Source organism: Ligilactobacillus sp. 110_WCHN (assembly GCF_030518115.1).
In the GTDB taxonomy this organism is placed as follows: domain Bacteria; phylum Bacillota; class Bacilli; order Lactobacillales; family Lactobacillaceae; genus Ligilactobacillus; species Ligilactobacillus aviarius_C.
Window position 1 is genome coordinate 1 of the sequence record NZ_JAULLI010000010.1, and the last position, 12,716, is coordinate 12,716.

Sequence of the window (12,716 nt, forward strand, 5' to 3'; positions counted from 1 at the left end):
CTATGGAGAGTTGTCCGAGTTGGCCGAAGGAGCATGATTGGAAATCATGTAAACGGGTAATAACCTGTTTCAAGGGTTCGAATCCCTTACTCTCCGTATGCGAAAGTTATAAATATGACCCGTTGGTCAAGTGGTTAAGACACCGCCCTTTCACGGCGGTAACATGGGTTCAAATCCCGTACGGGTCATTATATGGAGGATTAGCTCAGTTGGGAGAGCATCTGCCTTACAAGCAGGGGGTCACAGGTTCGAGCCCTGTATCCTCCATTTGTGACTGAAAGGTTGCATTTGAATTTAATATTTAGTATCATCAATTAAGTAGTGGCTCGGTAGCTCAGTCGGTAGAGCAAAGGATTGAAGCTCCTTGTGTCGGCAGTTCGATTCTGTCCCGCGCCACCACGGAGGGGTAGCGAAGTCTGGCTAAACGCGGCGGACTGTAAATCCGCTCCTTCGGGTTCGGTGGTTCGAATCCACTCCCCTCCATTTTATGATAGGGATATAGTTTAAAGGTAGAACTACGGTCTCCAAAACCGTCGGTGTGGGTTCAATTCCTACTATCCCTGCTTCTTATTTTGATGGCGATAGTGGTGAAGGTTGGTTAACACACCGGTTTGTGGCACCGGCACGCGTGGGTTCGAATCCCACCTATCGCCCTTTTTTATTGGGCTATGGCCAAGCGGTAAGGCAAAGGACTTTGACTCCTTTATGCGCTGGTTCGAATCCAGCTAGCCCAATTTCTTAAGGATTTGAATCCTTTGAGATGGCGGTATAGCCAAGTGGTAAGGCAGAGGTCTGCAAAACCTTCATCACCGGTTCAAATCCGGTTACCGCCTTATTAATGCTAAGCAAGGCGTTAACTTTTAAAATTTAATTATGCCGGTGTGGCGGAATTGGCAGACGCGCTGGACTCAAAATCCGGTGTCCGTTGAGGACGTATCGGTTCGACCCCGATCACCGGTATCATATATGAAAGGGCTGTGATATGATCACGGTTCTTTTTTTTGTATATATTATTAAATTAATATTAGGTATACTTTATAGGATAATCAATAAATTTGATGTTAAAATTACTATAATAAATTACATATGGTTTAATTTGTGAATTTATTAAGATCAAAACTTGAAGTTATTGTTATAACAATGATTAGAGCACTAAAATGTTCTAGATGAAACCTTAAATTACTTTAAAGGAACTCTAGCTTTTTTCTAAATTACCCAATCACCAATTAAAAATAAGTGTATAATAGAATATGTAAGGTAGTTATTTGGATATGGACAAAAGCAAAGGAGCGGTTAGATATGGTTACTTTATATACATCACCAAGTTGTACTTCATGCAGAAAAGCTCGCGCCTGGTTAAAAGAACATGATATTCCTTTTACAGAAAGAAATATTTTCTCCAATCCACTTAGCATTGATGAAATTAAACAAATTTTACAAATGACTGAGGATGGGACAGAAGAGATTATTTCTAAACGTTCAAAAGCTTATCAAGATTTGAATGTTGACATTAACGATATGCCACTTCAACAGTTATTTGAATTATTACAATCAAATCCTGGACTTTTACGGCGTCCAATTATCATGGATGATAAGCGCCTTCAAGTTGGATACAATGAAGACGAAATTCGGCGGTTCTTGCCACGGAAGGTTCGGGTTCTTGAACTTGAAAAAGCCCAAAAGATGGCCGGATTTTAATTATAACTGATTATTAAAATGGAATTTTAAAAAGGTTGCCCATATAATAAGGGTAGCCTTTTTTATTAAATATGTGCTATGATATTACGTGAATTTGAAGGGAGGTTCTCTTTATGGAAATGGAGAAAATCAACGAAAATACAATGCGTGTAACCCTTGGAAAAGAGGATCTTGCCGAGCGTGGAATCTCAATCTTGGATTTGATTGGAAACCAACACGACGTTGAAGATTTTTTCTATAGTATTTTGGATGAAGTTGATACTGACCATGAGTTTCGTGATAACGGGGCAGTGACATTTCAGTTAGTTCCAAGCGGCGATGGGGTTGAGTTATTTATTACCAAAGTTGATCCGGAAGCCGCAGAGAAGATGAATTTACCTAAAGATGCAGAATTTGATGAAAATAATAGCGTAATGCTTTCAAATTTAACTCCCGATGAATTGGACCAAATCGGATTAGATAAAGATGTAACGCGGATTTTAAAGGACCGAATGAAAGGTAACTTTAAAACTAATTCAAAAGATCAGCGAAAGACATCGATTCAACAGTCTGAAAAAACAGCTGCTGATCAAGCGTCATCACAGCGTGAACAACCTGAAAATTATGTCCGGGTTGTTGAATTTGAAACGCTTCAGGACTTTATCGACCTGACACGCAATGTGATCTTTAAGGCTCCATTTGGATCAGATTTATTCCGAATGGATGATAAGTATTATTTGGTGGTTAAATTTTCTGATGAAGAGGTTACCAGCGGAACGGTTCAAGATGTATATTCAACCATGCTTGAATACGGAAAAGCACCGAAATTACCGCCAATTTATCTCGAAGAACATGGCCAAGTTGTTAAAACCCGAAATGCATACGAATGGTTTTCGTATAATTTTAGTTAATAAAAAGACACCTTATTTGCGTAATTGTAAATGAGGTGTCTTTTTATGTTTTATGCGTTAAATTCTCAAAATCAATTGGTCCACGCATCTGCAGCTGATTTACTGAAAGAATATTATTGTCCGGTATGTCGTCAGCCGGTCAAGTTGCGAATCGGCAAGTTAAATTCTGCCCATTTCGCGCATCAACATTCAACTTTTTCAAATCAGCATTATGATACAAACGTTCATCAGGCTGGAAAACGGTTGTTAATGAAATGGGGGAATGAGTTAGGATACAATGTACAGTCAGAAGTATCCTTTAAAGCAATCCAAAGGCGAGCAGATGTAATTCTTAAACTTCCGAAGTCCCAAGTTGTTATCGAGTACCAATGTTCACCAATTTCAGCAGCTGAACTGACGAAGCGGAGTCGAGCGTACGCGCAGACAGGGTTACAGTGTATTTGGCTTGTTGGAAAACGTTATTGCCTTCATGGTAGAATCTCACAGCATAACGCCCAATTTTTCAGATACCATCCGAATATCGGATTTTACTTTATTTATTTGAATGCTGAAATGCAGCGGCTAGAGCTTTATTATCAAATTCAACAAGCAGCGTTTTTACGTCCCAAATATCGAATTAAGTTTTTAGCAAATCTAAAAGAATTAATTCAATTTATTCACCATGTAAAAGAAAACCATTTAAACAAAATTTCGGTTAAAATGCGGATGCACCAAATTCGAAATTTCAATCGAGCGGAGGCATACTCAACGGGAATGACCCGCAAGTTGCAGGTCCAATGTTATTTGAACCATCTTAAGTTTCGTCAAGAAGTTTTACAAAATCTTTCGTTGTCCTTTGATTACCCAATTTATCGCTATTCAAAGGTATATTTTCAAATTGCGGTTCAATTGGGAATTAATTCTAAAAAATTGCTTTATCAAATGCCATTTATTAATTATCATAATTTTATTTAAGAAAATTTACTGGTAAAATGATTTTGAGGTGAAGATGATGACAGAAATTAAAAAGGTTCCCGCACGTTCAGAAGTTCCTGAGAAATTAACGTGGGATTTGGAACGGGTTTACCAATCAATTGAAGAATGGAAAAAGGATCAACGGAAATTAGAAAACAAATTAGATGAATTCAAACATGCCAAAGACCAATTGGAAATGAACGCGGATAAATTTTTAGAGGTAATTGAACAGTACCTTGAAATTATGCGGATTTATGAAAAGCTTGCGGTCTTTGCATCGATGAAAAATGATCAAGACACGACTAATTCGCAGTATCAAGAACTGCAAGGAATGGCAGATAATTTAGGAACGCAAGTCAGTGAAGCAGTTGCGTGGTTCCAACCAGCACTTGTTCATCTTGATGATCAAGTCGTTCAGGATTATTTTCACCAGAATTCAAAGCTTAAACCATACCGGCACTTTATTACTGAATTACGTTCACAGCGCGAGCATTTGTTAAGCGATGCGCAAGAAGAGTTATTGGCTGCAGCGGGGAACATTTTTGGCGCTCCCGAAAAAACATTTGAAATGTTAAGTGATGCGGATTTAAAGTTTCCGGTTGTTGAAGGAGAAAATGGGCAAAAAGTTGAGCTTTCAGAAGGAGCATACAGTAAATTACTCGAATCGGTTGATCAAAAGGTTCGCCAAGGGGCATTTAAGGCGTTATATCAAACGTATGGGGCATTTAAAAATACATTTGCAACAACATTAACTTCACAGGTTCAAGTGCAAAATTATCAAGCAAAAGTTCGACATTATGCTTCTGCAAAGGATGCAGCGTTAAGTGAAAATCACATTCCGGATAAAGTATACGATGTTTTAATTGACGAAGTTCACCGAAATTTACCATTGTTACACCGTTATATTAAATTGCGCGGCGAAGTTTTAAATTTGGATAAGGTTCATATGTACGACTTGTACACGCCAATTGTGAAGGAAAACAATTTATCATTTACATATCCTGAAGCTCAGGCTAAAGCACTTGAGGCTCTTCAAGTTTATGGTGACGATTATCTTCAGCATGTCCAAGAAGCCTTTGATAATCGTTGGATCGATGTTGTTGAAAATAAAGGCAAACGAACCGGGGCATATTCTTCGGGCGGATATGACACCGATCCATATATCCTGTTAAATTGGCAAGATGGATTGGAAGATCTGTATACGCTGGTTCATGAAATGGGACACAGTATGCACAGCTATTATACGACGCATACCCAACCATATGTATACGGCGATTATCCGATCTTTGTTGCGGAAATTGCATCAACTACGAATGAAAACTTACTTACGGATTACTTATTGAAGACGGAAAAGGATCCCCAAGTTCGGGCATTCGTTTTAAACCATTATTTAGATGGCTTTAAAGGAACAATTTTTAGACAAACTCAATTTGCGGAGTTTGAACAGTGGATCCATGAACAGGATGCCAGCGGGAAGTCATTGACGGCGGATTCAATTTCAAAATTTTATGGTGACTTGAATAAGCAATATTATGGCCCGGCAATTTATAATGATGATGAAATTGCGATGGAATGGATGCGGATCCCGCATTTTTACTACGACTTTTATGTATATCAATATGCAACCGGCTTTGCAGCCGCAACAACGTTATCGCAACGGATTGAAGATGATGATCCGGCGCACACCGAAGCATATTTGAACTTTTTAAAGTCTGGGAGTTCAGCATATCCAATTGAAACGATGCAAAAAGCGGGCGTTGATATGACGCAACGCGCATATTTAGAAAAGGCATTTAAGGTTTTTGAAGAACGGTTAAATGAACTTGAAAAATTGATTGTGAAGTAACATAAAAACGGAGGCGCTAAAATGCCTCCGTTTTATTTAACTGTTTTTTGTGGTTTGCTTAATTTTGCAGAATGTAAATACTGAGTATGGTTATTTGGACATAAGACCGAATCTTGCGGATGCAAAATAAACTTTTGTAAAATATCAAATGATTCTTGCGGGTTCAGTGAAAATGCATAATCAGGGAAATCGGTATTAGTTACAACAACTTCCGGATAAGTCGTGATTTGCATTTCAGCTGCAATCCGCTGATCTTTTTTAAAGGTTTTGACTGCCAGATCAGATTGCCGGTCTTCTTTAAAGAGTTCCCAATCAAGGTGACTCTTAAAAGCAACCTTTTCGACCATTTCGTCAGTGTATTTAAAATTGTTTCTTAATGTACATTCTTGAACGTTGAGTAAGAAATTCCGTCCGCGTTTCTGGCCTTGAAAAAGAGCGGCTTCATAATCAAGCGATGCCTTATAAAGGGTATCAACAACTTGATGTTCAATTGAATTTGAAACGCCCACGTGCTGCATCGCAAATGAAACGGTACTCAACGTTAAAAGGGGGAGAACCCGAAATCGAATTTTATTTTGAGCTTGCGCAAGCAATTTAATAATTTTCTTTTCAGTCTGATAGCAAGTTTCACTAATCGGATTAATAAATAGATATACCTCTAACATATTTATTTTTCCTCCCTGCTCGATTTATCCATTCCTTACTTTAAATAAAACAAAGCCGTTTTGCAATTAATATGTTTTCACCAACCAATGGTAACGTATGGTAGAATAACAACAGATAAAGTTTCGGGGAGCGAAATGATGGATCGTTGGGATGATTTTTTAGCACCATATGCTCAAGCAGTTGATGAGCTTAAGCTTAAATTGAATAGTTTAAAAAAACAAATGAGCTATAACAACCATGGCCCGATTGAATTTGTAACGGGCCGGGTAAAAACAAAGGAAAGCATTCTTGAGAAGATGCAGCGGCGGCACATCACCGCTGAAAACCTTGCAGTTGATATGGAAGACATTGCAGCTGTTCGAATTATGTGCGAGTTTGTCGACGACATCTATGCCATTGTAGGGATTCTTCGCAAACGCCATGATATGGATATTATTGAAGAACGGGACTATATTGCTCATAAGAAACCGAGCGGCTACCGTTCATACCATATTATTATCCGTTACCCGGTCGAACTCGTTACGGGAACAAAGTATATTAAAGCTGAAATTCAAATTCGGACGTTGGCAATGAATTTTTGGGCGACAATTGAGCACTCATTAAACTATAAGTATCAGGGGGAATTTCCACCTGAAATTGCTGAACGGTTACGGAAGACAGCGGAGGCAGCCTTTTTGCTTGATACGGAAATGTCAAATATCCATGATGATATTAAAGAGGCTGAACGACTATTTGCACAGCGAAAACGGAATGACGAAGAGGATAAAAAATGAAGATTGGAATTTTTGCAAATGATACTCCGCAAACGGAGCAGATCAAAAATCAGCTTGAACAAAAATTAAGTGATCGTCATATTACGATCGATAACGCCAATCCTGATATTGTGATCACGATTGGTGGTGATGGAACGTTGCTTTCAGCATTTCATCATTATCAAGAACAGCTTGAAACGATTCGTTTTTTAGGGGTGCATACTGGTCATTTAGGGTTTTATACTGACTGGCGGGCGGATGAGCTTGACGACCTTGTAATCAGTCTTCAATCAGATAATGGGCAGGCGGTCAGTTACCCGCTCCTTGATATTTCCGTTACCTATCATGATGAAAATCAGGCGCGGCATTACTTAGCCCTAAATGAGGCAACCCTCAAGCGGATTGGAATGACAATGGGAGCTGATGTTTACATTGGCGGTGAATTGTTTGAACGTTTTCGGGGCGATGGACTATGTGTGTCAACCCCGACCGGTTCGACGGCTTATAATAAATCGCTTGGTGGAGCGGTGATTCATCCGAGTTTAGATGTGATTCAATTGACAGAAATCGGATCGCTAAATAATTTAGTATACCGGACGATCAGTTCGCCAATGATCGTTCCGGTAAATGATTGGATCACGATCGTCCCTAATCAGGCGAGTGACTTTTTTATGACAGTTGACCAGGAAAATATTTATGGAAAACAAATTGAACAGATCATGTTTAAGGTCTCGAAGCGTAAAATTCGGTTTGCGAAGTACCGGCACACTGAATTTTGGCGGCGGGTCCAAGCAGCATTTATTGGTGATTTAAATGAGAATTAGTTGGCAGTATACGGGAAATGAACCGATCAAACTGAAGACGTTTATTCGCAATCAGGGAATTTCCCGGCATTTAATGGCAAAAGTCCGGGGCGACGGTGGCAAAGTGCTGATCAATGGCGTTGAAAATCGGCGAATTGATAAAATCAACCCGCAAACGGTTTTAACGATCAAATTTCCGCCAGAAGAGAACCGTAAAAATGATTTAATTCCATCGTACGTTCCATTAAAGATTCTGTATGAGGATCGCGATTTTCTGATTATTGATAAGCCGGATCATGTTAATTCGATTCCGTCCGTGCCTCAACGAAAGGATTCATTGGTGAACCGGGTCGATGGTTATTATCATCTTCGCGGGTATGATGATTTGATTCCTCACATTGTGACCCGGCTTGATCGTGATACATCGGGCGTGGCGTTGTTTGCGAAACACCGGTATGCCCACGCATTGCTTTCGCAGCAAATGGAGCAGCATGCAATCAAAAAGACTTATTTAGCGCTTTTAAGCGGTAATTTAAGGGAAGATCATCTGGTGATTGATCGGCAGATTGGCCGTGTTCCGGGGAGCCTGATTGAACGCCAGGTAGTTTCAAGCGGTGGGCAAGAAGCACAGACTGAATTATGGGTCAAAAAACGGTTACCGGACTGTACGGTCTGCGATGTACGATTGCATACGGGGCGGACCCACCAAATTCGGGTCCACTGTGAGTCGATTGGCTATCCGTTAGTGGCGGATACGTTATATGGCGGTCAAATTCAGTTGCCACTGCAGCGGCAAGGACTACATTGTCGTAAAATTGAATTTTATCACCCATTCAAAAAGCAAATGATGACGTTTGAAAGTCCGCTCCCGCAGGATATGAAAAAGTATTTAGAGCTTGAAGAGCATAAAAAAACTGGACGTTAAGTCCAGTTTTTTTATTCAACTAAGAGTAAGTGAAGGTCAAACTGTTCACACAGCTTAGTTAATTGCTTTTCATCTTTTCCGGTCAGAACAAATTGGACGGCCCCTTGATTATAGTTGATCAACGTTTGAAGATTTTCTTTAAATGCTGATGAGTCCGGCTGAGCAGCAATCATGATCCGATCAATTCCATGCTCGTTTGCAAAATCAATGGCCTTCTTTTGACCAGCTAAGGTTAACTCATCAAAAGCGTGGTTTAAGGTGATTTGCATTCCGCCCGCTGCGCCGATTAGTTGTTCCATTGAATCTTCATCGAGCTGATTGTCTTCAGTAATTGCGCCAATTGCAACGCTGTCAACGCCTAATGCTTGCGCTTCAAAAACATCGGCTTCCATTACCTTGATTTCGATGTCGCTGTATGAATACTTGCCTGTGCGTGGCCGAATCAACGTTTCAATTGAAATTTTCTGATTGTCATGCAAATAGCGAATCGTTTCGGCAATCATGCCTTTGCTGGCAGTTGTTTGTTGGTTTTGAAGTTCAATTTTTTGAAAATCAGTAAGGGTTGAAAGTTCATGAATTGTTTGAACTGCCTTTTGTTTAATAATCATTTAAGATTCCTTTCTTTATCTTATTTTTTAAAGCAAACACAGACCCCTTCAGGAAGAGGAATATTTTGCTGGATGCAGTCTAGTTTACCATTTTTTGGATCCCGTTTAAATAAGGTTGCGTTGTTGGTATTTTGGTTAGCCACAATGAGAAACCGGTTTGTTTTGTCGAGTGCAAAATCGCGTGGGAAACTGCCTTTGGTTGAAGCCCAGTCAATCAATGCTAACGTATGGTCTGGATTGACTTGATAAATTGCAAGCGAGTCATGTCCGCGGTTTGAAACGTAAACAAACCGATGATCGTCTGTGATGCGGATTGCGGCAGCTCCGTTGTGAGCAGTAAAGTCAGCGGGAATCGTTGATAAGATTTGCCGAATTTCAAAGCGCCCATCATGCGGATCATATTGGAGAACGGCGATTTGACTACTGAGTTCAGCGGCTAAATAGGCGGTGTTTTGATCGGCAAAAACAAGGTGCCGGGGACCAAAACCAGCCTCAAAATTCAAGCAGGCATCTTCAGTTGCTTTTCCGGTTGAACTAATGGTATAAGTCGTTAACGTATCATTTCCAAGGTCAACCACGGCCAATCGTCCATCTGGCGTAAGGTCGGCAAAGTGGACGTGCGCGGCATCCTGTTCAGGACGGGGGCCGTTTCCATGATGAATGATTTGATCGGTAGGCGTTAAGGTTAGATCATCGTTTAAATGATAAATTTCAACGGTTCCCCGGTGGTAGTATGCTGCAAAAACGAGTTGCCGGGATCGATCATAGCCAATGTAACATGGACTGGAGCCAGTTGTGAGTTGATCATCAAGTAAATCAAATGATCGGTCAGCTAGGTTATAGTTGACAATTCCGCCAAGCGGACCTTCAACTGCGACAGCAAGTAACGAGTTGCGGTCAGTTAATCTTAAGTAGGTGGGATTGCCCACCGTAATGATGGGTTGCGGCTGACTTAAACGCCCGGCATCGCAATCAAGTTGAGCCTGATAAATTCCCCGACTGGTTTGTTTAGTATATGTTCCGAAATAAATTTGTTGTTTCATGTAACTCACTTCCCATTTAAGTTAATTTAATTATAGCATTTTCGAATTTCTTTAATAATTCAAAAATTGCTATGTTAAAATAGCCTTGAGGTGAAGCGTGATGATTAAAATGAAAGTTGTTTCAATCGGAGAAGGCGCATTGAATGCGGAAGATGGATTGGTGATTTTATTTGGCAAAGAGGTTTCAGAACGGTTAAAGGAAGTCTCAGTTATTCAAGAATTTGAACAAATCGATCAGTACGATGTGAAAAAAGGGATGCAATTGACGATCGATGACCAGCAATATCAAGTTGCATACGTTGGAAACTTAGTTGCAAGTAACCTTGAAACGGTTCATCATACCGTTCTCGACTTTAATGCTGTTCCGGATGAACCGCGCAGCAATGCGATCTACTTGGAACCGCAAAAATTTCCGGTAATTCATGCTGGATCACAGATTACGATTAAAGAATAGAGGAATTATCGTGGCAAAGAAGAAAAAAATCAAGAAGACAAATGAAGAACGGATTCTTGATGAAAACGGAATTGAATATGAAGAAAAGAATTTTAACTGGGTTGGACGCGGAATGGATGCTTTGAAAGATGCTGAAAGCCAAGGAATCGATCCGGACAGTTTGTTGAAGACAATTGTTTTACAAGCAAATAATGATGCCAAGGATTACCTGGTGGTCTGCATACCGGTTCAGGCTGAAATCAACTTAAAATTAGTTGCGCATGAACTTGGAAAGAAACAGGTGCATTTAGCTGATAATAAAAAATTAGTCAAAATTACCGGCTACGTTCACGGCGCAAATACACCAATCGGAATCAGCGCGTATAAAGGCTTTCCAATCTATTTTGATGAACAGATTCAAAGGTTTGATGAAATTTCGGTTTCTGCAGGAAAGTTAGGACGCTCAGTGCGCTTAAAACGGGAAGATTTAGTAAAACTGGTGAAGGGATCATACATTAAAGTTGAACGCTAATCAAACAAAGTTATTAAAGAAAATTGATCAGGCAAAAGTTTTTTTGACACACAATCGTAACTTGTTTAAGTGTCCGTATTGCGGGACGGGGATGACCACGGTCGAAGGTTATAGCCTTATTTGTGCTCAAGGCCACCGGTTTGACTTGTCAAAGAAGGGGACGCTTTTCTTAATTAAGCATGGAGTTAAAAGCGACTATGATCAAAAAGAATTATGGCAGGCCCGGCGCCATGTCCTTCAACACGGATTATTTGATGGGGTCCTTGAACAGATTATTCACCGGATGCCTCAACGAAATTTAACTTATATTGATGTTGGATGCGGTGAAGGCACGCCGCTTGCCCGAATCCGGGAACAACGGCGTCAATTCAATGATCAAGCAATTGGTTTTGATATTTCAAAGGATGCGATCAACCTGGCAACGCAGCAAACGGCAAATAGTTTCTTTTGCATTGCGGATCTGGCAGCACTTCCGTTTGCCGATCGTCAAATCGATGTCATTATTGATATTTTGTCGCCGTCGTCATACCGCGAATTTGATCGGGTTCTTGCTCAGAATGGAATTTTATTTAAGGTTATTCCGAATGCTGAGTATTTGATCGAACTTCGGCACCGCCTCTATCAACCTGAAGATCCGAAGTATTCGTATCACAACGATGACGTGTTAAACCGGGTGCTGGAACAGTATCCGCAAACCGAAGTCGTTCCGGTTAAATATCAATTTGATTTAACGCCAGCGCTTGCGACGGACTTGTTAAAGATGACCCCATTGCAGTGGGGAACGCAAGCGGATCCGGCGAATGTTTTTAAAACGCCGTTAGAGCATGTTACGGTTGATATGTCACTGTTAATTGTTCGGAAAAATTTGTAAAATTGCTTGTCAAACAATATTTAAGGTGTTACCCTTATTAGTAAGAAAACGGTTATTAGTAATTAACCAAGTTGTTAGTTATTAATTAATTGGACTTCATTAACGTAGCTGTTCGCCGTGCCCACACCGAACGGTTACGCTTTTTTATTGCTTGAAATTAAGAAAGGAAGATATTGATGACGAATCACATTGCGCTCTTTGAACCATTAATGCCGGCAAACACAGGCAACATTGCACGGACTTGTGCAGGAACAAATACGGAATTGCATTTAATCGAACCACTAGGATTTTCAACCGATGATAAGTATTTAAAGCGGGCCGGTTTGGATTACTGGGACAAAGTTAAAATTACATACCATAAGAATCTTCCAGCATTTTTAGAAACGATTCCTGATATGAGTAAGCTTTATCTGGTTTCAAAGTTTGCGGAAAAAACATATACTGATCCGGATTATTCAAACGTCGATGAAGATCACTATTTCCTTTTTGGAAAAGAGACAACGGGATTACCGGAAAACTTCATGCGGCAAAATGCGGAAAAATGTATTCGGATTCCGCAAAATGATGACCATATCCGGGCATTGAACTTGTCAAATACGGCAGCAATTGTAATTTATGAAGCGTTGCGGCAACAAGGATTCCCGCAATTAGACCGGACGCACCTTTACAAAAATGACAAATTAAAATAGAAGAGG

Annotated in this window: 14 protein-coding genes and 10 tRNA genes; 21 read left to right on the forward strand and 3 right to left on the reverse strand. The window is 40.2% G+C overall.

Annotated elements, in window-relative coordinates; genetic code table 11:
- Positions 1-4 precede the first annotated feature (4 nt).
- The 14 genes from Q3C15_RS04680 (at position 5) to pepF (ending at position 5,388) form a co-directional block, all read left to right on the forward strand.
- Positions 5-96 (forward strand) — tRNA-Ser (locus Q3C15_RS04680).
- A 20-nt stretch (positions 97-116) separates the two neighbouring features.
- Positions 117-188 (forward strand) — tRNA-Glu (locus tag Q3C15_RS04685).
- A gap of 6 nt (positions 189-194) precedes the next feature.
- Positions 195-267 (forward strand) — tRNA-Val (locus Q3C15_RS04690).
- Positions 268-323: 56 nt separating this feature from the next.
- Positions 324-399 (forward strand) — tRNA-Phe (locus Q3C15_RS04695).
- 1 nt (position 400) lies between these two features.
- Positions 401-483: transfer RNA gene (locus Q3C15_RS04700), tRNA-Tyr, on the forward strand.
- A gap of 9 nt (positions 484-492) precedes the next feature.
- A tRNA-Trp gene (locus tag Q3C15_RS04705) sits at positions 493-563 on the forward strand.
- Positions 564-578: 15 nt separating this feature from the next.
- Positions 579-653 (forward strand) — tRNA-His (locus Q3C15_RS04710).
- A 9-nt stretch (positions 654-662) separates the two neighbouring features.
- Positions 663-734, forward strand: a tRNA-Gln gene (locus Q3C15_RS04715).
- 28 nt (positions 735-762) lie between these two features.
- Positions 763-833 (forward strand) — tRNA-Cys (locus tag Q3C15_RS04720).
- A 42-nt stretch (positions 834-875) separates the two neighbouring features.
- Positions 876-960, forward strand: a tRNA-Leu gene (locus Q3C15_RS04725).
- Positions 961-1,299: 339 nt separating this feature from the next.
- Entirely contained in the window at positions 1,300-1,698 is a 399-nt protein-coding gene (gene spxA, locus Q3C15_RS04730) for a transcriptional regulator SpxA (protein ID WP_057827603.1), read from the forward strand.
- Positions 1,699-1,811: 113 nt separating this feature from the next.
- The gene (locus tag Q3C15_RS04735; protein ID WP_204778966.1) at positions 1,812-2,588 is read left to right on the forward strand and encodes an adaptor protein MecA; all 777 of its coding nucleotides are present in this window, start codon (positions 1,812-1,814) and stop codon (positions 2,586-2,588) included.
- Positions 2,589-2,633: 45 nt separating this feature from the next.
- The gene (locus tag Q3C15_RS04740) at positions 2,634-3,542 is read left to right on the forward strand and encodes a competence protein CoiA (RefSeq protein WP_278851820.1); all 909 of its coding nucleotides are present in this window, start codon (positions 2,634-2,636) and stop codon (positions 3,540-3,542) included.
- A 37-nt stretch (positions 3,543-3,579) separates the two neighbouring features.
- Positions 3,580-5,388 carry an oligoendopeptidase F gene (pepF, locus tag Q3C15_RS04745; RefSeq protein ID WP_302704524.1) on the forward strand — a complete coding sequence of 603 codons (1,809 nt, stop codon included), beginning with the start codon at positions 3,580-3,582 and terminating at the stop codon, positions 5,386-5,388.
- Positions 5,389-5,420: 32 nt separating this feature from the next.
- Here the strand turns inward: pepF and Q3C15_RS04750 are convergent, their stop codons facing one another.
- Positions 5,421-6,053: a DsbA family protein gene (locus tag Q3C15_RS04750; protein ID WP_278851816.1), complete on the reverse strand. Its 633-nt coding sequence runs from the start codon at positions 6,051-6,053 to the stop codon at positions 5,421-5,423.
- A gap of 135 nt (positions 6,054-6,188) precedes the next feature.
- On the opposite strand from Q3C15_RS04750, the gene Q3C15_RS04755 reads away from it, so the two are divergent.
- Genes Q3C15_RS04755 through Q3C15_RS04765 form a run of 3 tightly spaced genes read left to right on the forward strand, consistent with a single transcriptional unit; the run spans position 6,189 to position 8,534 of the window.
- Positions 6,189-6,827 (forward strand): GTP pyrophosphokinase family protein, encoded by a 639-nt coding sequence (locus Q3C15_RS04755; RefSeq protein WP_057827608.1) that lies wholly within the window; start codon positions 6,189-6,191, stop codon positions 6,825-6,827.
- Positions 6,824-7,630 (forward strand): NAD kinase, encoded by an 807-nt coding sequence (locus Q3C15_RS04760; protein WP_064208081.1) that lies wholly within the window; start codon positions 6,824-6,826, stop codon positions 7,628-7,630. Before Q3C15_RS04755 ends, Q3C15_RS04760 begins: the two co-directional genes overlap by 4 nt.
- Positions 7,620-8,534, forward strand: coding sequence for an RluA family pseudouridine synthase (locus Q3C15_RS04765; protein WP_204778962.1), 915 nt, complete (start codon positions 7,620-7,622; stop codon positions 8,532-8,534). Before Q3C15_RS04760 ends, Q3C15_RS04765 begins: the two co-directional genes overlap by 11 nt.
- An 11-nt stretch (positions 8,535-8,545) precedes the next feature.
- Here the strand turns inward: Q3C15_RS04765 and Q3C15_RS04770 are convergent, their stop codons facing one another.
- Both Q3C15_RS04770 and Q3C15_RS04775 read right to left on the reverse strand, forming a co-directional pair.
- Entirely contained in the window at positions 8,546-9,142 is a 597-nt protein-coding gene (locus tag Q3C15_RS04770; RefSeq protein ID WP_302704418.1) for a copper homeostasis protein CutC, read from the reverse strand.
- Positions 9,143-9,162: 20 nt separating this feature from the next.
- The gene (locus Q3C15_RS04775) at positions 9,163-10,185 is read right to left on the reverse strand and encodes a lactonase family protein (protein WP_302704419.1); all 1,023 of its coding nucleotides are present in this window, start codon (positions 10,183-10,185) and stop codon (positions 9,163-9,165) included.
- 100 nt (positions 10,186-10,285) lie between these two features.
- Between Q3C15_RS04775 and Q3C15_RS04780 the strand changes: the two genes are divergently transcribed.
- The 4 genes from Q3C15_RS04780 to trmL all read left to right on the forward strand — a co-directional run bounded on the left by Q3C15_RS04780 (position 10,286) and on the right by trmL (position 12,710).
- Positions 10,286-10,639, forward strand: coding sequence for a PTS glucitol/sorbitol transporter subunit IIA (locus tag Q3C15_RS04780; protein WP_204778959.1), 354 nt, complete (start codon positions 10,286-10,288; stop codon positions 10,637-10,639).
- A 10-nt stretch (positions 10,640-10,649) separates the two neighbouring features.
- Positions 10,650-11,150 (forward strand): aminoacyl-tRNA deacylase, encoded by a 501-nt coding sequence (locus Q3C15_RS04785; protein WP_302704421.1) that lies wholly within the window; start codon positions 10,650-10,652, stop codon positions 11,148-11,150.
- Positions 11,151-11,241: 91 nt separating this feature from the next.
- The gene (locus Q3C15_RS04790) at positions 11,242-12,021 is read left to right on the forward strand and encodes a methyltransferase domain-containing protein (protein WP_302704423.1); all 780 of its coding nucleotides are present in this window, start codon (positions 11,242-11,244) and stop codon (positions 12,019-12,021) included.
- 176 nt (positions 12,022-12,197) lie between these two features.
- Complete coding sequence (gene trmL, locus Q3C15_RS04795; protein WP_204778957.1) at positions 12,198-12,710, forward strand: tRNA (uridine(34)/cytosine(34)/5-carboxymethylaminomethyluridine(34)-2'-O)-methyltransferase TrmL; 513 nt, start codon at positions 12,198-12,200, stop codon at positions 12,708-12,710.
- Positions 12,711-12,716 lie beyond the last annotated feature (6 nt).